We start from the raw sequence: 23,842 nt of genomic DNA on the forward strand, positions 1-23,842 counted from the left end.
ATTCAATTTTTGAGTTTTTACGGATATTGCAAAGTTATTTGTTTATTATTATTCAAAATTAGCTACAGGCTATTTTTTCATAGGAAACTTTACACTATCTAAAATATTGTTTACTGAGTTTTGAAAATCCAGCCATTCCCTTTCTAGCTCATTTTTTATTTTATATCCAGACTCTGTAAGTCGATAGTATTTTCTAGGTGGTCCCTCTTGAGATTCCTGTAAATATGTTGTGAAGTAGCCCTCGTTGGTTAACCTTCTAAGAATAGGGTATATAGTTCCATCAGATATAGAAATATGCTTCGATATTTCATTTACTAGTTCATAGCCATAGCAATCTTTTTTCGAAAGTACTGATAAGACGCATAGTTCTAAGATACCTTTCTTTAACTGTATGTTCATTACCAAGCCTCCTATGTTATTCTGTAACTATATTATATAATTTAGTATTATATAATGAAAGATAGTGAATGATGTTTAATATAAAGTTAAGAGTTCTTAATTTTTTATTAAAAAGTGAATGTGTATAATTATTATAAGTTATTAACAGGGAGAATGCTGATAAATACAGGGTTTTGTTTATAGTGTGGATAAAGTGAACAAAAATGTGGATAACTTATTTTAATTAGAGATTAAGATTAATATAATTGTGGACACAATATATATGAATAAGATATATTTCTACAACAATATAGAGAATATTGCATAAAAAAATATTATCAGTTAGAATTTGTTACATATAGATAGTGATTTTTGTTGACAACTATACACAAAATCCACAAAACTGTGGATTAAATCTGTGGATAATGTTAATAATGAGGTGAAAAAATGAAATATAATAAGAAAATTATAAAAGCAAGCTTTATAAAAAGACCTAATAGATTTAATGCATCTGTATTAATTGATGGGGAAGAAATTGTAGTTCATGTTCCTAATACAGGAAGATGCAGAGAAATATTGATTCCTGGATGTACAGTTTATCTAAGGGAGGAGTTAAATCCAAATAGAAAGACTAAGTATGATTTAATAACTGCCATTAAGGGAGATAAGTTAATAAGTATTGATTCACAAATTCCTAATAAGGTTGTAAAAGAAGCATTGCAATTAGGAGCTGTGGAAAAGTTGAAAAAATATAATAATATATTAAGTGAGAAAACTTTTGGAGATAGTAGGTTTGATTTTAAATTATCTAATGATGATGGAGAAGAATATTATTTAGAAGTAAAAGGTGTAACTCTAGAAGAAGAAAGAAGATGTAGATTTCCTGATGCACCAACAGATAGAGGAAGAAAACACTTACTTGAGTTAATAGAAGTTAAGAAAAGTGGTAGAGGGGCTGGAGTATTATTTTTAATACAAATTGAAGATGTAATATCCTTTGCACCTAATGATGAAACAGATCCTAAATTTGCAGAAGCTTTAAGATTAGCCAATGAAAATGGTGTGGATATTTTTGCTTATTCTTGTAAGGTTACAGAGGATAGTATTACTTTATATAAGCCTTTAGATATTATATTGTGATAGAAAAATCTCTATGATATAGTTAATAGTATAATTATATTTGGGGGTAAGCTATGAAATTTATTTATTGTCCTAAGTGTGGAGCTAAGTTAGAAGAAAAATATAGTTGGGATGAAGGTGGAGTACCCTATTGTGTAAAAGATGATTTGTTATTCTTTGATGTGCCTAAACCTTGTATTATGGTGGCTGTAATTAAAGATGATGAAGTTTTATTATTAAAGCAAAGTTATATTTATAAAAATTCTAGAGTTCTTATTTCAGGGTATATAGGTATAGATGAAAAGGCAGAGGATACAGTTCATAGAGAAGTTTTAGAGGAAACTGGAATCAAAATTGATAATGTTAGATTTTTAGGAACGGAATATATAGAAGGTAAGGAATTATTGATGCTTACATTTATGGCGTTTTATAGGGATGGACATATAATCAAATCTGATGAGGTTGAAGCTGTTTCTTGGGAAAAACTAAGTAAGTCTTTAGAATTAATGAGTGAAGATGTAATAGGAAAAAAAGTTATTAAAAAAGTACTAGATATTTTAAAAAGATAAGATCTTATTCTAAACTAAGGTCTCTTTTTGGGGAAAGTAATATAAGAGTATAACTTTTATTTATAAAATTAATATATTTTTTATAAAAATACTGAATTAATATTTTATAATATATTTAGGGAAATAACATAATAATTAAAAGGGAGTGTAGGGGATGGAGAAAGAAAGCAAGTTCCTTCCTGAAATTAAGGGGACTTTAAGAAATCATGTGGTTGAAGTTCCCCCTGAAATCAGAAATTGTGGAGGAATAAAAATATTTGGCAAGAGAATTAAATCATTATTATTTACTACAGATGTAGCAATTATAAGAAATACTAATGCAGATGCTATTATCGCAGTTTATCCATTTACCCCACAGCCTCTTATTACGGAAGCGCTAATAATGGCAGCTGATGTACCTGTATTTTGTGGAGTAGGAGGAGGAATAACTCAAGGGAAAAGAGTTGTAAATCTTGCTATGGATGCAGAGTTTAAAGGTGCAATGGGTGTAGTTGTGAATTCTCCAACATCAAATGAAGTAGTTAGGAAAGTAAGAGCAACTATAGATATACCTGTAGTTGTTACAATAGTATCAGAATATGAAAATATAGCTGAAAGAATTGAATCAGGAGCTACAATTTTAAATGTATCAGGGGGAAAGAATACTCCTAAGATAGTAAGAAAGATAAAAGAGCAGTTCCCGGAGTTCCCTGTTATAGCCACAGGTGGTCCAACAAGAGAAAGTATTAAAGAGACAATATTAGCAGGAGCAAATGCTATAACATATACACCACCAACTACAGCAGAGATAATGAGTGAATTAATGGATAAGTATAGAGAATTTTAGAAGAATGTGGATAAAAAATATTGAAATAAGTGAAAAATATGGTATCATAAGTTTAAACCTTGAGTAAAATAATATAGTAAGAATATGCCTAGGGTAGAGGTGCCAAAGCAAATAGTAGTTAATCCGAGTCGGCAGATGAAGAAGATTAATGAAAGGTGTTAGGCCGAAGAAATAGTATTTGCAGATGCTTTTTCTGGTTATATATAGAATATATATATAACTGTCACAAAGTGTGATGAGCTACAAGGTACATTATCATAATGTATTTTAACAAGTTTAAATTTGTTTTTAGTAGTAGTCACAGAAGATTCTGTGACATTTTTTTTACTCTAAAAGGTTAATTTTAAAATTGGGGGCTTTATGTATGAAATTATTTGGAAGCATGGAAGTAAGAGATGAGGAGTTAATAATTGGGGGGGTTAGGGCAAGTAATTTAGTAAAAGAATATGGAACACCTTTATATGTAATGGATGAAAAGTTACTTAGAGATACCTGTAATGAGTATTATAAAAACTTCAAATGTGATGAAGATGGAAATAGAGTAGCTTTTGCAGGAAAAGCATTCTTAACAGTAGAAATGGCAAAGTTAATAAAAGAAGAGGGCTTATGCCTTGATGTTGTTTCTGGAGGAGAATTGTATACTGCATATAAAGCAGGGGTTCCTATGGAAAGAATATATTTTCATGGAAACAATAAGACCTTAGATGAGATAAAATTAGGAGTAAAATTGGGCGTGGGTAGGTTTATTGTAGATAATTTATATGAGATGGAATATCTTGATAAGTTTGCTAAGGAGTATGGAAAGGTACAAGATATATATTTAAGAATTACTCCAGGTATAGAAGCGCACACACATGATTATATAAGAACAGGTCAAATAGATTCTAAGTTTGGCTTTGCACCAGTTGGAGATATTATAATGTCAGCTATTAAGAAAGCCATATCTCTAGAGAATATAAATTTATCGGGGCTTCATTGTCACATTGGTTCTCAAATATTTGAATTAGATCCTTTTGAAGATGCAGCAGAAGTAATGCTTAATTTAATAAACAAGATAAAAAATGAAACTGGATATATTATAGAAGAGTTAGATTTAGGTGGTGGCTTTGGTATATACTATACAGAAGCAGACTCGCCTAAAACAACAAAAGAATATTGTAAAGCTATTTTAAACAAAGTTGATTATGTATGTAAAAGCCTGAATATTAAGAAGCCAATCTTGACTATAGAGCCAGGCCGTTCAATAGTTGGAAATGCAGGGATAACTTTATACAAAGTCGGAGCAATTAAGGATATACCTAATGTAAGAAAGTATGTTTCAGTAGACGGGGGGATGGTTGATAATATTAGACCAGCTCTTTATGATGCTAAGTATGAATGTGGCATAGCCAATAAAATGAATGAAGATTGTATTGAAAAGGTAACTATAGCTGGAAAGTGTTGTGAATCAGGAGATATCTTAATTAAGGATACAATGTTACCAGTTTGTGAAACTGGAGATATTCTTGCAATCATGTCAACAGGGGCTTATGGATATTCAATGTCTAATAATTATAATAAGATTCCAAAAGCTGCAGTAGTGATGACAATGGATGGTAACTCAAGGATAGTAGCTAAGAGAGAAAGCTATGAAGATTTAATAAAAAATGAAATAAATTAGCTAATTATTAAAAGGTTATATTAAGTTTTATATAGCCTTTTTTTTATGTGGAAATATTGGGTATAATAACAATAATAAAATATTTATTTTTTATTAAATATATTGTAAAGAGGTTATAAAAAACATTTAATATGCTATACTTAAAATATGAATTTGGGGAAAGAAAGGATAAGATATAGATAGATGAAAGAAGTGTTTGTAGTAGATAGAATAGAGGGTGACTATTTTGTAATAGAAACACCAGAAGAAGATATAATAAATGTAGAGAAATATTTAGTAGAAAGTGGAGCTAAAGAGGGAGATTGTTTAGTAAATAAAGATGGCCACTTCCGTATAGATATAGAAGAAACTAAAAAAAGAAAAGAAGAAATTTCAAACTTAATGAAGGGAATGTGGGCTGATTAATGAGTGATCAAAAGAGTAATTTTATAAAAGATTGGATATTACCAATCTTACTAGCATTTGTAATTGCTTTATTAATTAAGGAGTTTTTAATATTTAAAGTTGAAATACCATCAGGTTCAATGATTCCTACTTTAAATGTTGATGATCAGTTGTTTGTTAGTAGGGTATATAACCTTGATAACATAAAACGTGGAGATATACTTGTGTTTAGATCAGAAGAATTAGATGATATGCTAATTAAAAGAGTAATTGGTCTTCCTGGGGATAAAATTGATATAGAAGATGGAGTAGTATCAGTAAATGGCGAAGTTTTACAAGAAGATTATGTAGTAAATAATGATCATTTTTATGGAAAATTTGAGGTGCCAGAAGGGAAATACTTCTTCTTAGGTGATAATAGAGCAATATCTCATGATTCTAGAAAGTGGATAAATCCATATATTGATGGAAAATATATAGAAGCTAAAGCACAAATAAAAGTATATCCATTTAAGGATTTTGGTAGCATAAAGTAATTTTACGAAAGAGGTGAATATAGGTATGGAAAAGGAACCTAAAAAGAATAAGTCGTCTTTTTGGACGTATTTTATATTAATTGGAGCAATATTATTTATGGTTAGCTATGGAAGGAATATGTATAAGAATCAAGAGATTTCTTACAATGATTTCTTAGCATTAATGCAAAAAAAGCAAATAACTAAAATAGTTATATCTAAAGACAATTTAATAATAACTCCAAGTGAAGATTCAGAATATAAAGGTAAAACATTATATACAGTAAATCTTAATGATGAAGAATTAATAAAGGAATTAAAAGAGTCAGATGATATAGAATTCTATGGAACAAATCCAAAGGAGTCTGTTATATTAGAAAGTTTAATTTCTATGGCAATTCCATTGTTACTTTTATTCTTTATGTGGAAAATGATTTTCAATAGGATGGGTAAAATGGGTGGGGGAATGGGCTCCATAGGGAAAAATAATGCTAAGATATATGTTGAAAATGAAATTGGTGTAACATTTAAAGATGTTGCAGGACAAGAAGAAGCTAAGGAATCCTTAGAAGAGGTAATTGACTTCTTAAATTGTCCTGCTAAATATACTGAAATAGGTGCAAAACTTCCAAAGGGAGCATTATTAGTAGGACCTCCAGGTACAGGAAAAACACTTATTGCTAAAGCTGTAGCAGGTGAAGCAAAGGTGCCATTTTTCTCATTATCAGGATCAAGTTTTGTAGAAATGTTTGTTGGTGTTGGTGCATCAAGAGTAAGAGAATTATTTAAGGATGCAGAGGCTAAAGCACCATGTATAATATTTATAGATGAAATTGATGCTATAGGTAAGAGTAGAGATAATCAGCTACAAAGTAATGATGAAAGAGAACAAACTCTAAATCAATTACTTTCTGAGATGGATGGATTTGATTCCTCTAAAGGTATTGTAATACTGGCAGCTACAAATAGACCTGAAATTTTAGATAAGGCATTATTAAGACCAGGAAGATTTGATAGAAGAATAATTGTAGATAGACCTGATTTTAAAGGTAGAGAAGCTATTCTTAGAGTACATGCTAAAAATGTATGTTTAGATGCAGAGGTTAATTTAAAAGAAATAGCTAAAGGAACTCCAGGTGCAGTTGGGGCAGATTTAGCAAATATCATAAATGAAGCTGCTTTAAGAGCTGTAAAACATGGACGAAAATCAGTTTTACAAGAAGACTTAAGAGATGCTGTGGAAGTTATAATAGCTGGTAAAGAAAAGAAGGATAGAATACTTTCAGATAAGGAAAAGAAAGCTGTTGCATTCCATGAAGTAGGACACGCACTTGTGGCTGCCTTATTAGAAGGAACAGATCCAGTACATAAGATCACTATTGTGCCTAGAACTATGGGAGCTTTAGGGTACACTATGCAACTTCCAGAAGAGGAAAAATACTTAATTTCAAAAGAAGAGCTTATGAATCAAATTATGGTTATGCTTGGTGGTAGATCTGCTGAAGAAGAAGTATTTGGGCTAATATCTACAGGAGCATCTAATGATATTGAAAGAGCAACTCAAACTGCAAGAAGTATGGTTACTATGTATGGTATGAGTGAAAGATTTGATATGATGGGCCTTGAATCAATGCAAAATAGATACTTAGATGGTAGAGCCGTAAGAAATTGTAGTGAAGAAACTTCTACTATGATAGATGAAGAAATACTAAAAGTAATAAAAGAAGCTCATAATAAAGCTAGAGCGTTATTAAGAGAGAATAGAGATTTATTAGATAAGATATCTGAGATATTATTAGAGAAGGAAACTCTATTTGGAGATGAATTCATGGCAATAGTATGTGAAAAGTATCCAGAGTTAAAAAAGGAAGAATCTAAAGAAAAAGTTGAAGGGATAGAAACTGAAACAGTTGTTGAAGTTGATAATACTACTGAAACAGAAGATAAAACAAATAACGAATAATAATATATAGTAAAAAATCACAGTTGTCTAAAATAGACATCTGTGATTTTTTAGCCTAATTATTTTGGAGGTGTTTTTTTGAATAAGGATTTAGAGTTTATTATGGAAGAAGGAAAGCTAGAGGAGACACTTAAGATTTTAAACAATGAAATTTTAAATTATCTATCTAAAAGAAAAAATATAACAGATTATATAGTTGATTATAGAAAAAAAGTAATTGAAGAATATAGGGATGATGAAGATAAAGTAATTGAATACTTTGACCATGAAAATTATGTTAAGGAAGAAGCATTTAAGACTATAGATAAGAGATTAAAGGAATTTACTATATTAAAGGATTCCCCTTACTTTGGTAAGATAACTTTCACAGAAGAGGATGAGGGAGCTGAAGAGTTCTATATTGGTAGATTTGGGTTAACACCAGAAGATAGTTATGACCCTGTTATAGTAGATTGGAGAGCACCAGTTGCATCACTATTTTATAAAGGTACATTAGGAGAAACTACTTATGATTGTCCTAATGGAGCTGTAAATGCAAATCTTTTAGGAAGAAGACAGTTAATAGTTAAAAAAGGTGAACTTAAAGGATTGTTTGATTCAGCTATAGATGTAAAAGATGATATACTTCAAATGGTTTTAACATCTAATTCAAGTGAAAAGCTAAAAGATATAGTAATGACAATTCAAGAAGAGCAGGATGAAATAATAAGAGCTCCAAAAGATAAGGTTGTTGTAGTAAATGGAGTTGCGGGTTCAGGTAAAACAACTATAGCCCTTCATAGAGTTTCATATTTGCTTTATAATTTTAGGAAGCAATTTGGCGACAAGGTATTAATACTTGGACCTAATGACATATTTATGGATTATATTGGTCAGGTTCTGCCTACCTTAGGTGAAAGTGGAGTTACTCAAATGACATTCCAAAACTTTGCTATATCAGAAATAGGTTTAGAAGAACCAGTAAAAGGTTTTTCTGAATATATAGAAGAAGCAATGAGTGGAAATGAAGAAGCTCTTAAAGAATATAAGTATAAAAGTTCTAAGAAATTTACAGAGTTATTAGATAAGACTTTAGAAAAGATGAATGAGGAATATTTCAAAATACAACCTGTAACATTCTTTGGTGAAGATATTGTTTCTATAGATGAAATTAAAGAATTATTCACCAAATATTATGGATATATGCCTCTATTTAGAAGAAGTGAAAAGATTAAGAGAATACTTACTTCTAAAATTAAGGATAAGAGAGACGAATTAGTAAGGGAATTAGAAGCTAAGATTAAAGAGGAAATATCAAAGTTATCCCCAGATGAATTGGAAATTGAAAAGAACAATCTTTTATTTAAGAGAAGAATAAGAATAAGGGAAATTGTTAGAGGGGTGATGAATTCTAGAGATGAGTTAGAATCATGGATTAATCACGAAGATACAGTAAGCCTATATAAAAGAATAACTAATACTGAAGCTCTTGGATATATGGATTTAGCAGGAATATTATATTTAATGGTTATGCTTGAGGGCAAGAAGTGTAAGAAAGAATATAAGCATGTAGTAATTGATGAAGCGCAAGATTATAATACAACACAATTTAAGCTTATAAAGGAGCTTACTGGATGTAAGAGCTATACTATAGTTGGAGATAGCAATCAAAGGCTTATTACAACATTAGAAGACCCAGCTATGTTAAATTTAGAAGAGGTATTTGGAGATGATGTTAAGGAATTTAGCTTATTAAAGAGCTATAGATCAACTCAACAAATAATGGAATATGCAAGTCAATTCTTAAATGAAGATAAGGTTATACCTTTAGTTAGAGAAGGAGAGCCTGTTATAGAAGAAGAAACTACATCTAAGGAAGATTTAGTTGAAACTGTTGTATCTATAATAGAAGATTATCAAGAAGATGGATTAGAGAGCATAGCGGTTATAACTAAAAATAAAGAAAATATGCCAGAAATATCAGGTTTATTAAAAGAAAGAATTAAGATAATGAGCTTTGATAGAGACGATTTGATCTACAATGGAGGAAATGTATTAATCCCTGCATATTATGCAAAAGGTCTAGAATTTGATGGAGTAATAATCCTAGAAGAGGGAGAAGAAACTCCAAGCTTGGTTAAATATATTATGTGCACAAGAGCACTTCATAGATTATCTATAATAAAAAAGCAGTCATAAGACTGCTTTTTTACTTGGTATATTTCTCTATTTTTTTCAAAGTGTCTTTATATATATCATCAACTACAGAAAAATCCATGGCCTTAATATAATAACTTTCAAGTTCATCATGGAAGCTTTTTGCTTTTTTAATACACTGTAAAGCCTTAGTTATAAGAGTATCAAATAAAACTTTATCACTTTCAACTTCTGATTTTCTAGAAGATAGAGCTTGAGATGAACATAGGTCTTTCATATCATATACAGTGCAATCATAGGAAAGTCTGCTTATTTCATTGGTTGTAAATATTCCAGTTGATATTTCTGGAATTATGATGTTTTCTAATCTTTCTGGAATTAGAGGATCGTGTAAATATTCAACGAAGTAGCCTAGCTTTTGAGCTTCAGATCCGATATATCTTAATATATCAGTTTTGCCAAAGCCAGGACCGCCTTTTAAAGCATATAATTTATCAATATTAGAGGATAATGCCTTATTGTAAGTGACTATTCCATTAGGTGTAAAAGCCGTACCAAATAAATGTCTCTCGCCACCAAAGCCTAATTTTGAGGAGGTTAATATTTCACTTTTTACTTTATCCATAAAAGTGTTTACCTTATAAGAATTTAAGGACTCATAATTTAAAGTGCTCCAATCTTCATGAACACTTTTTGCTGCTCCTAAAAATCTGTATGCTCGCTTAAAGGTTTTTCCTATGTCTTTGTTAATACTAATTAGTTCTTTTTTGTTATTTCTAAGTGTATCCATATCAAGAGCTGTTCCTAGGTTTACTATCTCGTCTACAGCCCCTGGAGTAATAGGATCTACAACGTGAGGTGAAGTTCCATCAAGTATAGCTACGTTAAGTTCCTTGATTACTAGACCATCTAAAGAGTTATTATCTGAAGAACAATGATGGTATTCAAGGGAATAGCCAAGATCTAAAAAGTAAGCGCCTATCTTTTTCATGAATGAAGATTTACCTGTACCAGGCCCACCTTTAAGGCAAATAATTTTGTTAGCATCTTCTTGCGTCAAGATATACCTATAGAAAGAATAAAAACCTTTGGAGGTATTACCACCTGGAAATAAATCTCTTTGTTTAGAATAATTCATACTTTGCTCCTATATTCAAATTATATTTTCAAATCAATATAATATATGACTTATATGAGTAAAGTGATAAAAGTTTTATAAAGATAAATTATGCATAAATTTACTTGATAAATAAGGGAAAGTGGTATAAATATAAGAGTTTTTCATAATATTAAAGAGAAATTTTAATACTATGAAAAAATATTAAAAAAATATGCAAAAGGTATTGCATAAATATAAAATATTAGTGTATAATTATACCATGATGAATGATAGATGAGTTTTAAAAATAAAGGGGGACAATATAAAATGAAAAAAGGATTATTAAAGAAGTTATTTGCTACAACACTTGTTGGGGCTATGGCAATCTCAATGGTTGCATGTGGGGGAGAAGATGCAGGTGAAAAAGATGCATTAACAAAAATAAAAGAAAAAGGTGAACTAACAGTAGGTATGAGTGTAGACTATGCTCCATATGAATTTTTTGTTATGGAAAATGGCAAGAAAAAGATGGTTGGTATGGATTTAGAGATCTTAAAAGAAGTAGCTAAAGATATTGGAGTTGACTTTAAAGTTGAAGAAATGGAGTTTAAGGGTATATGTACAGCAGTTCAGGCTGGACAAGTTGATATAGGATTATCTGGATTATCACCAGATGAAAAGAGAAGAGAACTAGTAGATTTTTCAGACATTTATTTTGAGGCAGAGCAAGGAATATTAATAAATAAAAAAGATGTTTCTAAAATTAAAAAATTAGAAGATCTTAAAGGACTAAAAGTAGGAGCTCAACTTGGTTCTATTCAAGCAGATATTGCAAACACAATTCCAGATGTAAAAACTAAATTTTTAGAAGAGGTTCCAGTATTAATTCAAGATTTACTTGCAGGAAATTTAGATGCAGTTATAGTTGAATTACCTGTTGCAGATGTTCAAAGTGTAATTCATCCAGAACTTGCAAGAGCTGAAGAAAAGGTTCAAGACGAAGCAGGTGGAGGGTCTGCAATTGCCGTTCCAAAGGATCAAAAAGCTTTATTAGATCAAATAAATAAGACAATCAAGAGATTAATTGACGAAGAAAAGATAGATTCATTCTATAAGGATGCAGTTGAACTATCTAAGAGTGAAGTAGTTGGGGAGTAATTAATAATAGAGTCTCTTAATGTTTTAAGAGACTCTTACTATATTTTTAAGGAGAGTAAGTATGAAAGGTTTAAGCTTTAATTTTTTAAGTGAATATTTTCCACTATTTATTGAAGGATTAGTATGGACATTATTAATAGCTTTATTAGCAGTTATATTTGGTGTCATACTAGGAAGTATTCTATGCTTTATGAAGAAATCAAAATTTATACTATTAAAAGTAATTGCCAATATATACATAGAGATAGTTAGAGGTACACCAGTACTTTTACAAGTATATATTGTTTACTTTGGATTAACAGCTTTTGGAATAAAGCTGGGTGCATTTACATCAGCAATTATTGCATTATCAGTTAATTCTGCAGCCTATGTAGCAGAAATAATTAGAAGTGGTATTGAGGCTGTAGATAATGGTCAAATGGAGGCAGCTAGAAGTTTAGGGATGACTAGTAAAATGGCAATGTTGAATATTATATTACCGCAAGCAATAAAGAATATATTACCAGCAATAGGGAATGAGTTTGTTGCAGTAATAAAAGAGTCGTCTATGGCCTCTGTAATTGGTGTTGCGGAAATAATGTATGCGTCTAAAATAGTTACTGGAGCTACATATAGGAGTATGGAACCACTAATGATTGCTGCTATATTTTATTTCATACTTACATTTACTTTAGGAAGAATTATGGGATATCTTGAAAGGAGGTTGAAGGCTAGTGATTCACGTTAACAATTTACACAAAAGCTTTGGAAAAAATGATGTTTTAAAGGGAATTAATGAGCACATAAATAAGGGGGAAGTGGTAGTTGTTATTGGACCATCTGGTTCAGGAAAATCAACTTTTTTAAGATGCCTTAACCTTTTAGAAGTACCTACTGAAGGAAAAATAATATTTGAAGGTAATGATATTACAGATAAAAAGAATGATATTAATAAGTTAAGACAAAAGATGGGGATGGTATTTCAACAATTTAATCTTTTCCCTCATAAAACAGTGTTAGAGAATATAACAATTTCTCCTATTAAGGTTAAAGGAATAAATAAAGAGGAAGCTAATAAAAAAGCTATGGAGCTTTTGAAGATGGTAGGCCTTGTTGATAAAGCTGAAGCCTATCCATCATCTCTATCCGGGGGACAAAAGCAAAGAATAGCTATAGCTAGAGCACTTGCAATGGAACCTGATGTTATGCTTTTTGATGAGCCAACATCTGCATTAGACCCTGAAATGGTAGGAGAAGTTTTAGGAGTAATGAAAGACTTAGCCAAGGGCGGAATGACAATGGTTATAGTTACTCACGAAATGGGGTTTGCTAAAGAAGTTGGAGATAGAGTTTTATTCATGGATGGGGGAGTAATTGTAGAACAAGGAACTCCTGAGGAAATATTCAATAATCCTAAAAATCCAAGAACAATAGATTTTTTATCAAAGGTACTTTGATAGGTACAAGGTAAAAAGATAATTAGGTAAAAGGAAGTTGCTATGCAACTTCCTTTTATTTCAGTTACTAGTAAGGTGAATATAAGAATAAAAAATAAAATAACTTTTCTTTTTGGAAAGCTCTTTTCTCAACCGTGTTTACAAATAAAACATAAAATGGTAATATATAACAATAAAGGGTTATGTGTTTATAAAGGGTTAATAGGAGGTATATTGAGATGGAAATTTTAAAATCTAAGATTAAGGAAGAGGCAGAAAAGAGAATATATACGAAGGAAGAAATAAAGAATATAGAAAGCAAAGTATTATATAGAAAAGAAGGTATTGGATTAGAAAAATACTTTATAGAGGATGAATACACAACAAGACAAAATGCATATTGTAAAATGTTGAAAACAGTTGAAGCTAAGTTAGATAAGGATGAAGAAATAGTTATAAGTAAAATAAATGTTCCATATAAAAATGGAACTGCTGGAACATCTGTAACTGTGTATTACCAAGGTCTATTTTTTACTAATAAAAGAATCTTTATTTTTAATATGAATTTTAGATATGAAGAAGTAGAAAAACTAGAAATTAAAAATATAGAAGATATATCGTATTTAAAAGAGTTAGAAAACCTTGATGGAGTAAGAATTGAATTTAAGAATAAGGATAGAATATTTATAAAATCATATTCTAATGATGAAAGAGAGATAACTATAATTATAGTAAAATACTTGTTAGAAAATGGAATCAAATTTCAATAGAATAAGTAAATTAGAAAACGTGTTGTTATAAATATAAAAATAAAAGAACTTTTCTTTTTGGAAAGTTCTTTTATTTTTTAAAGTTATTTATAAATCTAGGACCTAGTTACCTAGGAGATTTTTATACATAATCATTATCTATTGTTATTATACAGTTATATTGCGGATGTATGGATTTAATTGCTGCTATTATATCTTCTTTTAACTGTTCAACACTCATAATCTTCTTAAGATTTTCCGGATTAACTACAATGTCAAAAATTAAGTTCTTCTTTTCACCCTCACCAACAACCCTAAAGTCATGCATAGATTTTATTAAAGGATTATATTTTATTATTTTATTAATTTCATCATAAGCTAATTTAACTTCATCAGTAAATATACAGATAGGATCCATGTGAATAACTAGATATATATTTAACTTGCTAGAAATTTCTCTTTCTGCTTTATCAATTATTTCGTGAATTTTCATAACTGATATATCAGATGGAATTTCTGCGTGAATAGATGCCATGCACCTTCCTGGGCCATAATTATGGACAATTAAATCATGAACGCCAGTAATATGATCATATGATAGGACCATGTCTTTAATACTATTCACCAACTCTGGGTCAGGAGCTTCTCCTAAAATAGGATTTATAGTTTCTTTAATAAGGGTATAACCAGAATATACTATAAATACTGCTACAATAAGACCAAAATATCCGTCTATAGGAAAAGATGTAAATTTAGATGCTAAAAATGAAATTGTAACACAAGAAGAAGTAAAAACATCTCCTAAAGCATCTACAGAAGCAGCTTTCAATGCAGAAGAATTAATAGTATTACCTATAAATTTATTGAATCTTGATAGCCAAAGTTTAAATAAAATTGATACTAGTAATAGTATAAATGGTATAAATTCAAATGCTATACTAACAGGATTAAGAATACGTTCAAAAGATGATTTAATAAACTGTATACCTACTAGCATTACCATAAATGCCACTATTAAAGCTGATATATATTCCATTCTACCATGTCCAAATGGATGCTCAGCATCGGCAGGTTTATCAGCCATTTTAAAACCAATAATTGTAACGATAGAAGAAGCAGCGTCAGATAAGTTATTAAATGCATCTGCCATAATAGCAATACTTGAAGCTACTACACCTACTGTAAGTTTGATAGCGAATAAAATTAAATTAACTATTATTCCTACTACACCACCAAGTATTCCATAGGCACCTCTTACCTTTTCGCTTTTTATGTCTTCACTGTTTTTTATAAACTTCTTTACTAAAAAGTTTGATATCAACAACATCAACTCCTATCATTCTCTATAAATATATATTATTCTATATCACTTAAATATAATAATCAATTATATCACTAAAAATGCATAAAATCTGTACTTAATTTTGGAGGAATATGGTATAATCAATTATGTAAATTAGTGGTAAGTGAGGTGGGAAATATCATGAAGCAGGCTATTACAGAAGTAAACGGAATAAGCATAACTAAAAACTTAATTGGAATAAACTATACAAAAGGAATATTTATAAAGCCTAAATATATAGTTGTTCATGATATATCAGATAATAGATTTACTACTATGAGGGAGTATAGAAATTATATTGCTAGAGAGAAGGATGCAAAGGAATCTATACATTATTTAGTAGGACCAAGGAATGTAATAAAGTTACTAGAGGACGATTGGAGAGGTTGGCATGTAGGAGACAAGCCGTCCAAGGACATAACTAATTCTAACAGTATTTCTGTTGCTATGTTTATTAGAGATAGTAAGGATGTAAATAGAACTTTAAAGAATGTTATAGTATTAATTAATAAACTTAGGGATATTTATGGTATAGGAATTAATAATGTAAAAAGACATTATGATGTTACAGGTAAGATTTGCCCTGAATTATTAGTGAATGAGAAGGCGTGGAATAGATTTAAACTTGCTTTAAAGGGGTTGGAAAGTGAATTGACTCCTATAGCGAAGGGGAAAATTATGGGAGTACTTTCATCATTAAATTTAAGAAAAGAGCCTAATGATGAATCAGAGGTAATAGGTAGAATTTCTTCGAAAGATAGCTTTAATATATACGAAAAACAAGGAGAATGGGTAAAGACTACCTATGAAACTGAAGATAAAATAATAGTGGGTTACTTAAATAAAGAATATATAGAAATAGAAGATTTAGATGCAGAAAAAGAAGAAGTTATAGAGGATATAAGTAAAGAAGAGGCATTAAAAGAAATAAGTAAGTTTTATAAACAACCGATAAAGACATACAATGCCTTAGAAGAACTAGAAAAATTGAGTAAAAGTGAAGATAGTATAATAGAAGTTCCTAAGGTAGAGAATAATATTATAGCTAAAAAAAGAAAAGTAACTGTTCCTGTAATAAAAAGAGATATAAACAGAGAAGGAACTGTTGTAAATATAGATACCAATTTAGCTGTAAGAAGAGGTGCAGGAGAAGAAAACTATGTAGTAGGTTACTTACTGGCTGCGCAAAGAGTTAATGTTATTCAGGAAATTGGAGAGTGGTATAAGATAGTGTACCAAAGTACAATAGGAAAAAGAATAGGGTTTGTTGAAAAATACTTTATAAAACTTGGGTAGTTTTGTTAAAATATAATAACTATAAGATAAAATTAAGGAGTATAAACATGAAAAAAGAATTAGCAAAAGAATTGATGGAATTTATAAATGAAAGTCCAACTGCTTATCATGGAGCATATACAGTAAAGAACATGCTAGACAAAGTTGGTTATAAGGAAGTAAAGGAAAGTGAAAAGTGGAATTTAACTAGTGGTGGCAAATATTACTTTATGAAGAATGGTTCTGCAATAATAGCATTTCAAATAGGAAGTGAAGAAATTGAAAACAGTGGATTTAAGTTAATAGGAGCACATACTGATTCACCTACATTTAAAATAAAGCCTAATGCAGAAATGAAGGTAGAAAATAAGTATGTAAAATTAAATACTGAAGTTTATGGTGGTCCAATTTTAAGTACTTGGTTTGATAGACCACTTTCATTAGCAGGTAGGGTTGCGCTAAGGGGAGAAAATCCTTTAAAGCCTTCAATAAAGCTAATAGATTTTAAGAAACCATTATTGATAATACCGAACTTAGCTATTCATATGAATAGAAGTGTTAATGAAGGTTATGCAATTAATAGACAAAAAGATACATTACCACTATTAGGTTTTATAAATGAAAAGTTTGAAAAAGAGGGGTATCTTTTAAAGTTAATAAGTGATGAATTAGGAGTAAAAATAGAAGAAATTTTAGATTTTGATTTATTCTTATACGAATGTGAAAAGGGTTGTTTGTTAGGTTTAGAAGAGGAATTAATTTCTGCAGGAAGACTTGATGATTTATGGATGGTTTATGCTGGAGTTAGAGCGCTTATAGACAGTAATGATTCTAAAGCTACAAAGGTTATGGTATGTATAGATAATGAAGAGATTGGAAGTTTAACAGCTCAAGGTGCAAACTCAACTCTATTACAAACAGTTTTAGAAAGAATTACACTAGCTTTAGGAAAAGAAAGAGAAGAGTTTATGAGAGCTTTATCAAATTCAGTTATGATATCAGCAGATTTAGCTCACGCTGTTCACCCAAATCAGGTGGAAAAGCATGATCCAGTTAATAAACCAGTACTAGGTGGAGGCCCTGTAATTAAGATGGCAGCATCAGGTAGTTACTCAACTGATAGTTATGCATCTGCAATATTTAAGGGCGTTTGTGAAAAAGCAAATGTTCCATGTCAAGTGTTTGTTAATAGATCGGATGTAAGAGGTGGTACTACAATAGGTCCAATAACAGCAGCTAATTTATGTATTCCAGTTGTTGATATGGGAGCACCTTTATTATCAATGCATTCTGTAAGAGAGTTAGCAAGTGTGGAAGATAATGAATATACAGTAAAAGCATTTACTGAATTTTATAATATATAATAAAGAAACTCGCTTTGCGAGTTTTTTTAAAATAGGAAAATATAAAATTTTAATTAGATATAAATCAAAGGTATTATTATAGTTTTATATTAAAAAATATAAAATAAAGGACAATAATTTTATAATTTTCTTACCTTTAGCAGGAGTGTGGTGGATATTTGTTTTGATGTGACTTGGAGCTTAGAGACGGAACAAGCAAAATAAATATCCATCAAACATTTTTGATACTTAAGATTGGGGAGAGAGCATGAATATAGGAATAATAGGGTATGGCGGAGTTGGAAAAGCATTAGTTAGGCTAATAAAAAAGAAAAAATATAATTTTAATATAAAGTTCATAATAAAGAGTGATGGTGGTATTGCCTGTAAAAGTGGAATAAATATAGATAGTATATTAATAAATGAAGGTAACTTGCATAGACATGAACTTTGGTCAAATGGGCTAAACTTAGAGAATGTTATAGATATTGGTATCGATTATTTAATTGAACTTACTCCAACCAATAAAGACACTGGAGAACCTGGATTGTCCTTTATAAAGTTAGCATTGAAAAATGGTATAAGTGTAGTTACTGGCAATAAGGGACCTATATTAATAGATTATATGGGGTTAAAAAAGTTAGCTAAAGAAAATAGTGCTAAGTTAGGAATAGGATGCACAGTGGGAGCTGCACTTCCTACTATAGAAGGTGGTTCAGTTGGTTGTGCGGGAGCAGATATATTAGGTATTGAAGGAATATTAAATGGAACAAGTAATTTTATTCTAAGTGAGATGTTAGAAAAGTCAGTTAGCTATGAGGAAGCTTTACATAAAGCACAAAGCATAGGCATAGCTGAAACTAATCCTTATATGGATGTGGAAGGGTATGATACTGCCATAAAAATGATTATACTTACCAACTATTTTTTTAATTCACAAATAACATTAAAGGATGTGGATATAGCTGGTATAAGTAATTTATCTAAAGAAGTTATTAATAGGGCAAAGGATAAAGGGAATAAAATTAAACTTTTGGGAAAAACGTATAAAGAAAATGATGAAATAAAAATAAAAGTTTCACCAGAAATATTAAATTATGAACATAGTTTACATAGTGTAGATGGGAAAAATAAGGGGATTTTATTCAAGACTGATATTCTGGGAAATATTACAGTTACAGGGGGAGCTTCAGGGGTAGAAAACGCAGCTGCATCAATAGTTAGAGATATAACAAATTTAAAGTAAAAAGAAAAATTCGTTGTAAATATTTCCATAATAGTATAAAATATTAACTGTAGGGTGTTTATGTTAAATTAAGGCGTTGAGGTGGTATTTATGGAGAGAATGTTAAGTAAACTTGAATTTATGCTTATGGGGTTAAGACAATTAACTTTAAGTGCTGTATATGCTTGGTTTCCTGAATTAAAGAAGGAAGATATATTAGAGGCATTACAACAATCACCAAAGTTTAAGGTAGAAGGAAATATAGTGACTTTAAAAAGTGAAACAGAACTTTATGAAGAAGAGCTTCAAAAAGATATATTAAAAGATCTTATGGGAGAAGCAGATGTAGATGACGATTTATTAGGATATGATGATGACCTAGATTTAATAGCAGAAGAAGATAATAGTGATTTTGGTTCATCTAATATTAAGCTAGATGACGAAGTTATATTAGTTAATGATGATGAGAATAACTTAGAAGAAATAGTTGAAGATCCTATAGTAGACAGCCAATGGGTAGAAGCAAAGGAAGCTGCAGAAGAAATCCCAGAGATGGAAGTTGTACAACCTGTTCAAGGAGATGTTGCTTCTTTAGAAGAAAATACAACTAATGAAGACTATTTTAATTACTATTACAATAGTTCTAATGAAGAAGTAAAAGAGGAAAAGAATAAAATAGAAGAAAAGGTTGTTGAGAACGTGGTTGAGAATGTGATTGAGAAGGTTGTTGAAAAGGTTGTTCAAGTTACAGATTTAACTAAGGTAAAGGGATCAGATATATCTTATGAAGATTTAGTAAGAATAATAGATGAGTATAATGATTCTGTAGAAAGTAAATTAAACTATGCAATAGAAAATAAGTTTGAAGTTAGGGTAAAAGCTATTAAGAGCTTCTATGAAAATAAATATAATGTAAGAAGTAAAGAAGAAGGTATATTAGGAACTACTGCTTGTATATTTTCTTTAATACATAAGAAAAAGGGTATGGAAGTAGCATATCTAGTTGTATGTGAAAAACTAAATGAATTAATACTTAATTATATGTTAGATCATTACGATGATGAAGTTGTTTATTTCTGTCCTGTAGAGGGAGCAGAAGTAGAGTTTGAAGTTGGATTAAATGAATTCTACTTAAAGGATACAGACGTTATCTTTGATAAGTTCTTAGAACACTATGTAGTAGTTGAAGAGTGTGATGTAAAGATTAAGAACTTAGAAGTTATTGTAGGAAGTAATTAGTTAGGTTAAAATAAGCAATAAGAATAATTAAGAAACTCAAGCAAATAACGCTTGGGTTTCTCTATTTTGGTGGTTAATATGAATAAAAAAGAGATAAGAAGAGAAGTAATTGCAAAAAGAGATTTGTTAAAGAACAAAAGTGAACTAGATAAAGTAATTGAGGAGAGGTTAAGAAATAATAAGATATATAAAAATAGCAAAAATATTTTCATATATTTAGGTTTTGGAAGCGAGATAAATACTATTAAATATGTGGAAGACTTTCTTTATGAAGGAAAGAAAATAATTATTCCATATACAGATATGAAAAATAAAGTAATGCATGGAATAGAGATAAATACTTTAGATGGATTAAAGAAAAATAAATTTGGAATATTAGAGCCCACAGATACTTCTAAGATATTTAACAAAGATGATATAGATTTAGTAATAATGCCAGGGGTAGCTTTTGATAGAAGTGGAAATAGAGTTGGCTATGGAGGAGGATATTATGACAAATTTTTATGTGAAATGAGTAGTGATATTCCAACTATAGCATTAGCTTATAATATTCAAATATTAGAAGAATTACCCTCTGAAAAACATGATATAAAAGTTGATATGGTAATTACAGAAAAAGAAACCATAAAATGCTTGAAAAGTAAATAAGATGGTGTATAATTAGATTAATCGTATAATCTTTTATTAAGAATGGTGGAGGGACTGGCCCTATGAAGCCTAGCAACAACTAATATTCATTTATTAGAACTGTGCTAAATCCTGCAGGAGTTTCCTGAGAAATGAGAGATTAAGTTATGACGAAGTTAATATAAATTATGTCGTTGTTGCTATTTATCTCTTTGATAGATAGCTTTATTTTTTATATAAAATTATTAGGAGGGCTATTATGAAAATAGAAACAAAGTGTTTACATGAGGGCTATAAGCCTAAAAATGGAGAACCAAGAGCTTTGCCAATATATCAAAGCACAACTTATACTTATGAATCAACAGATCAAATAGGTAAATTATTTGATCTAACAGCAAATGGGCATATGTATTCAAGAATATCTAATCCTACTGTTGGGGCAGTTGAGGAAAAGATAGCATCATTAGAAGGGGGAGTAGGTGCCCTATGTACTACATCTGGTCAAGCAGCATCGATGATAAGTATATTAAATATACTTAGTGCAGGTGACCATATTGTAAGTGCAGCTACTATATATGGGGGAACAATAAATCTTTTGGCAGTTACTCTTAAGAAATTTGGTATAGAATGTACCTTTGTTGACCCAGATGCATCAGAGGAGGAAATCCAAAAAGCATTTAAAGATACTACTAAAGCTGTATTTGGAGAGACTATTGCAAATCCAGCTATTTCAATATTAGATATAGAAAAGTTTGCTAATATTGCCCATAAAAATAACGTACCATTAATTATAGATAATACATTTGCAACACCTATTTTGTGTAGACCAATAGAGCATGGTGCAGATATAGTTATCCATTCAACAACAAAATATATGGATGGACATGCAGTTCAAGTAGGTGGAGTTATTGTAGATAGCGGTAATTTTGATTGGACAAACGGCAAGTTCCCAGAGTTTGCTGAACCAGATGAATCTTATCATGGTGTTGTATATACTGAGAGCTTTGGAAAAGCAGCCTATATAACAAAAGCAAGAGTTCAACTTATGAGGGACTTAGGGTGTTATCCATCTGCACAAAATGCTTTTTTATTAAATTTAGGTTTAGAAACATTACCAGTTAGAATAGAAAGACATTGCAGAAATGCTGAAAAGATAGCAGAGTTTTTAAATTCATCAGATAAAATTGAATTTGTAAATTATCCTACTTTAAAAGAAAATAAATATCATAATTTAGCAAATAAGTATCTTCCTGAAGGATGTAGTGGAGTAATATCTTTCTCAATAAAAGGGGGAAGAGAAGAAGCGGTTAAGTTTATGGATTCATTAAACTTAGCTTCAAATGTAGTACATGTTGCAGATATAAGAACTTGCGTACTTCACCCAGCAAGTTCGACTCACAGACAATTAACAGATGAACAATTAGAAGCAGCAGGAATTACACCAGGATTAGTTAGATTATCTGTTGGTTTAGAAAATGTGGAAGATATTATTGATGACTTAAAACAAGCTTTGTTAAAATAATATAATAAAGATAAAAGAAATGTGGAAGGGAAAGTGAATGGTAATTTTCCCTTCCTTTTTTATGTGATGATAGATGTAGGGAAATTAAATTATTTAAAATACTTTATTAAATAAGAAAAATGTGTTTTTACATAAACATATTTTTATCCTATAATTGATATATATTAAAGTTAGAAGAATATAATATTCAAAATAAATTACTATAAAATAAGAGTGAAGTTTATGTAGGAGAAAATATGAGTAATTTAACTATTAAGGATATTGCTGAATTAGCAGGTGTGGCAAAAAGTACAGTTTCTAAATACTTAAATGGTGGAAGTGTTAGTGAAGCAACAAAAATAAAGATAAAAAAAGTAGTAGAAGAAAATAATTATGAACCTAATGCATTTGCACAAAGTTTGAAAGCAAAAAGAAGTAAGTTTATAGGAATTATAGCACCATGTTTAGATTCAATTGTTACATCAAGAGTTATAATGTCTATAGATAGAACATTAAGGGAAAATTCGTATAATCCATTAATACTAAATACTAGTCACAATAAGGATTTAGAAATAGATAGCTTAGAGAGTTTGAATAGATTAAAAGTAGACGGAATAATTTTAGTAGCTACTGAAATTACAAGTAGGCATAAAGAGATTATAAATAAGTTGAGGGTGCCTGTTTTAATAGTAGGACAGGAATGTAAGGAAGTTAAATCAATAGCAAATGATGATTATAATGCTGGAGCAACTATTGGGGAATATGTAGCGAAGCTAGGACATAAAAAAATATTATATTTTGGGGTAGATGAATTTGATATAGCTGTTGGAGTAAAACGTAAAGCTGGGATAATAGATAAGCTAAAAGAATATAATGTTGAAGAAATTAGAGTTGAGATTACAGATTTTACAACCAAAACAACAGAAAAAATAGCTTATAAGGTATTACAAAATTATAATCCAACAATGGTTATATGTGCTACAGATAATATAGCCTTAGGTGTGTTAAAAGCAATGCAGTCATTAGGCAAGATGGTTAAAGATGATATATCTTTATCTGGATTTGGAGGATATGATATATCAGAGATTATTACACCTAGTTTAACTACAATTAAGTTTCATAATGAAGAAGTGGGAAATATTGCGGCTAACAGTATAATTAGTATGATTGAAGGAAAGGAGATTCCGGATCTTCAAACAATAGGATTTGATTTAATTAAAGGAAATAGTATTAAAAAAATAAAAAATTAAGAGTAAAGTTATGAGATTTTATTAAATTTCATAACTTTTTTTAATAATATGAGAAATTGTAAACTTATT

General features: G+C 29.9%; 22 protein-coding genes and 2 riboswitches. Of the genes, 19 read left to right on the forward strand and 3 right to left on the reverse strand.

The genetic code is table 11. From position 1 onward, the window contains the following. Window positions 1-69: 69 nt before the first annotated feature. Window positions 70-399 carry a PadR family transcriptional regulator gene (locus KIB46_RS10555; protein WP_291671795.1) on the reverse strand — a complete coding sequence of 110 codons (330 nt, stop codon included), beginning with the start codon at window positions 397-399 and terminating at the stop codon, window positions 70-72. Window positions 400-825: 426 nt separating this feature from the next. Here KIB46_RS10555 and sfsA point away from each other — a divergent pair, with 426 nt between their 5' ends. The 8 genes from sfsA to KIB46_RS10595 all read left to right on the forward strand — a co-directional run bounded on the left by sfsA (window position 826) and on the right by KIB46_RS10595 (window position 9,592). After that, complete coding sequence (sfsA, locus tag KIB46_RS10560) at window positions 826-1,518, forward strand: DNA/RNA nuclease SfsA (RefSeq protein ID WP_291671797.1); 693 nt, start codon at window positions 826-828, stop codon at window positions 1,516-1,518. A gap of 53 nt (window positions 1,519-1,571) precedes the next feature. Further along, window positions 1,572-2,066 carry an NUDIX domain-containing protein gene (locus KIB46_RS10565; protein WP_291671799.1) on the forward strand — a complete coding sequence of 165 codons (495 nt, stop codon included), beginning with the start codon at window positions 1,572-1,574 and terminating at the stop codon, window positions 2,064-2,066. Window positions 2,067-2,220: 154 nt separating this feature from the next. Beyond that, on the forward strand, window positions 2,221-2,892 hold the full coding sequence (locus KIB46_RS10570; RefSeq protein ID WP_027097229.1) for a hydrolase: 672 nt from the start codon (window positions 2,221-2,223) through the stop codon (window positions 2,890-2,892). An 86-nt stretch (window positions 2,893-2,978) separates the two neighbouring features. After that, window positions 2,979-3,143: riboswitch (Lysine riboswitch) on the forward strand. Window positions 3,144-3,256: 113 nt separating this feature from the next. Continuing rightward, window positions 3,257-4,552 (forward strand): diaminopimelate decarboxylase, encoded by a 1,296-nt coding sequence (lysA, locus tag KIB46_RS10575; protein ID WP_156560290.1) that lies wholly within the window; start codon window positions 3,257-3,259, stop codon window positions 4,550-4,552. 183 nt (window positions 4,553-4,735) lie between these two features. Beyond that, window positions 4,736-4,957: a DUF3006 domain-containing protein gene (locus tag KIB46_RS10580; RefSeq protein WP_156560292.1), complete on the forward strand. Its 222-nt coding sequence runs from the start codon at window positions 4,736-4,738 to the stop codon at window positions 4,955-4,957. After that, the gene (lepB, locus tag KIB46_RS10585; RefSeq protein WP_156560294.1) at window positions 4,957-5,472 is read left to right on the forward strand and encodes a signal peptidase I; all 516 of its coding nucleotides are present in this window, start codon (window positions 4,957-4,959) and stop codon (window positions 5,470-5,472) included. The genes KIB46_RS10580 and lepB overlap by 1 nt, the downstream gene beginning before the upstream one ends. A 25-nt stretch (window positions 5,473-5,497) precedes the next feature. After that, a complete protein-coding gene (gene ftsH / locus KIB46_RS10590) occupies window positions 5,498-7,414 on the forward strand; it encodes an ATP-dependent zinc metalloprotease FtsH (RefSeq protein WP_291671803.1) in 1,917 nt (638 codons plus the stop codon). Window positions 7,415-7,492: 78 nt separating this feature from the next. Further along, window positions 7,493-9,592: a UvrD-helicase domain-containing protein gene (locus KIB46_RS10595; RefSeq protein ID WP_291671805.1), complete on the forward strand. Its 2,100-nt coding sequence runs from the start codon at window positions 7,493-7,495 to the stop codon at window positions 9,590-9,592. Between the two features lie 10 nt (window positions 9,593-9,602). On the opposite strand, the gene KIB46_RS10600 is transcribed toward KIB46_RS10595, so the two are convergent. Continuing rightward, on the reverse strand, window positions 9,603-10,688 hold the full coding sequence (locus KIB46_RS10600) for a PRK06851 family protein (RefSeq protein WP_156560301.1): 1,086 nt from the start codon (window positions 10,686-10,688) through the stop codon (window positions 9,603-9,605). A gap of 288 nt (window positions 10,689-10,976) precedes the next feature. On the opposite strand from KIB46_RS10600, the gene KIB46_RS10605 reads away from it, so the two are divergent. The 4 genes from KIB46_RS10605 to KIB46_RS10620 all read left to right on the forward strand — a co-directional run bounded on the left by KIB46_RS10605 (window position 10,977) and on the right by KIB46_RS10620 (window position 13,992). Then, window positions 10,977-11,807, forward strand: coding sequence for a transporter substrate-binding domain-containing protein (locus tag KIB46_RS10605; protein WP_291671807.1), 831 nt, complete (start codon window positions 10,977-10,979; stop codon window positions 11,805-11,807). Between the two features lie 61 nt (window positions 11,808-11,868). Beyond that, window positions 11,869-12,534, forward strand: coding sequence for an amino acid ABC transporter permease (locus KIB46_RS10610; protein WP_291671809.1), 666 nt, complete (start codon window positions 11,869-11,871; stop codon window positions 12,532-12,534). Beyond that, entirely contained in the window at window positions 12,521-13,243 is a 723-nt protein-coding gene (locus KIB46_RS10615; protein ID WP_055184805.1) for an amino acid ABC transporter ATP-binding protein, read from the forward strand. Before KIB46_RS10610 ends, KIB46_RS10615 begins: the two co-directional genes overlap by 14 nt. A gap of 218 nt (window positions 13,244-13,461) precedes the next feature. Beyond that, window positions 13,462-13,992: a PH domain-containing protein gene (locus KIB46_RS10620; protein ID WP_156560311.1), complete on the forward strand. Its 531-nt coding sequence runs from the start codon at window positions 13,462-13,464 to the stop codon at window positions 13,990-13,992. A gap of 121 nt (window positions 13,993-14,113) precedes the next feature. Here the strand turns inward: KIB46_RS10620 and KIB46_RS10625 are convergent, their stop codons facing one another. Beyond that, complete coding sequence (locus tag KIB46_RS10625; RefSeq protein WP_156560313.1) at window positions 14,114-15,292, reverse strand: cation diffusion facilitator family transporter; 1,179 nt, start codon at window positions 15,290-15,292, stop codon at window positions 14,114-14,116. Window positions 15,293-15,454: 162 nt separating this feature from the next. Here KIB46_RS10625 and KIB46_RS10630 point away from each other — a divergent pair, with 162 nt between their 5' ends. The 7 genes from KIB46_RS10630 to KIB46_RS10660 all read left to right on the forward strand — a co-directional run bounded on the left by KIB46_RS10630 (window position 15,455) and on the right by KIB46_RS10660 (window position 23,773). Next, on the forward strand, window positions 15,455-16,609 hold the full coding sequence (locus KIB46_RS10630; protein ID WP_291671813.1) for an SH3 domain-containing protein: 1,155 nt from the start codon (window positions 15,455-15,457) through the stop codon (window positions 16,607-16,609). A gap of 47 nt (window positions 16,610-16,656) precedes the next feature. Next, entirely contained in the window at window positions 16,657-17,952 is a 1,296-nt protein-coding gene (locus KIB46_RS10635) for a M18 family aminopeptidase (protein ID WP_291671815.1), read from the forward strand. A gap of 247 nt (window positions 17,953-18,199) precedes the next feature. Further along, window positions 18,200-19,177 carry a homoserine dehydrogenase gene (locus KIB46_RS10640; RefSeq protein WP_291671817.1) on the forward strand — a complete coding sequence of 326 codons (978 nt, stop codon included), beginning with the start codon at window positions 18,200-18,202 and terminating at the stop codon, window positions 19,175-19,177. A gap of 90 nt (window positions 19,178-19,267) precedes the next feature. After that, the gene (locus KIB46_RS10645; protein ID WP_291671819.1) at window positions 19,268-20,395 is read left to right on the forward strand and encodes a hypothetical protein; all 1,128 of its coding nucleotides are present in this window, start codon (window positions 19,268-19,270) and stop codon (window positions 20,393-20,395) included. A gap of 78 nt (window positions 20,396-20,473) precedes the next feature. Beyond that, complete coding sequence (locus KIB46_RS10650) at window positions 20,474-21,043, forward strand: 5-formyltetrahydrofolate cyclo-ligase (protein ID WP_291671820.1); 570 nt, start codon at window positions 20,474-20,476, stop codon at window positions 21,041-21,043. Window positions 21,044-21,073: 30 nt separating this feature from the next. Further along, window positions 21,074-21,181: riboswitch (SAM riboswitch) on the forward strand. A gap of 100 nt (window positions 21,182-21,281) precedes the next feature. Continuing rightward, on the forward strand, window positions 21,282-22,544 hold the full coding sequence (locus tag KIB46_RS10655) for an aminotransferase class I/II-fold pyridoxal phosphate-dependent enzyme (RefSeq protein ID WP_111918000.1): 1,263 nt from the start codon (window positions 21,282-21,284) through the stop codon (window positions 22,542-22,544). 236 nt (window positions 22,545-22,780) lie between these two features. Then, the gene (locus KIB46_RS10660) at window positions 22,781-23,773 is read left to right on the forward strand and encodes a LacI family DNA-binding transcriptional regulator (protein WP_291671821.1); all 993 of its coding nucleotides are present in this window, start codon (window positions 22,781-22,783) and stop codon (window positions 23,771-23,773) included. Window positions 23,774-23,842: the final 69 nt, after the last annotated feature.

Origin of the sequence: Clostridium sp. (genome assembly GCF_018372875.1) — a bacterium.
Classification (GTDB): domain Bacteria; phylum Bacillota; class Clostridia; order Clostridiales; family Clostridiaceae; genus Clostridium.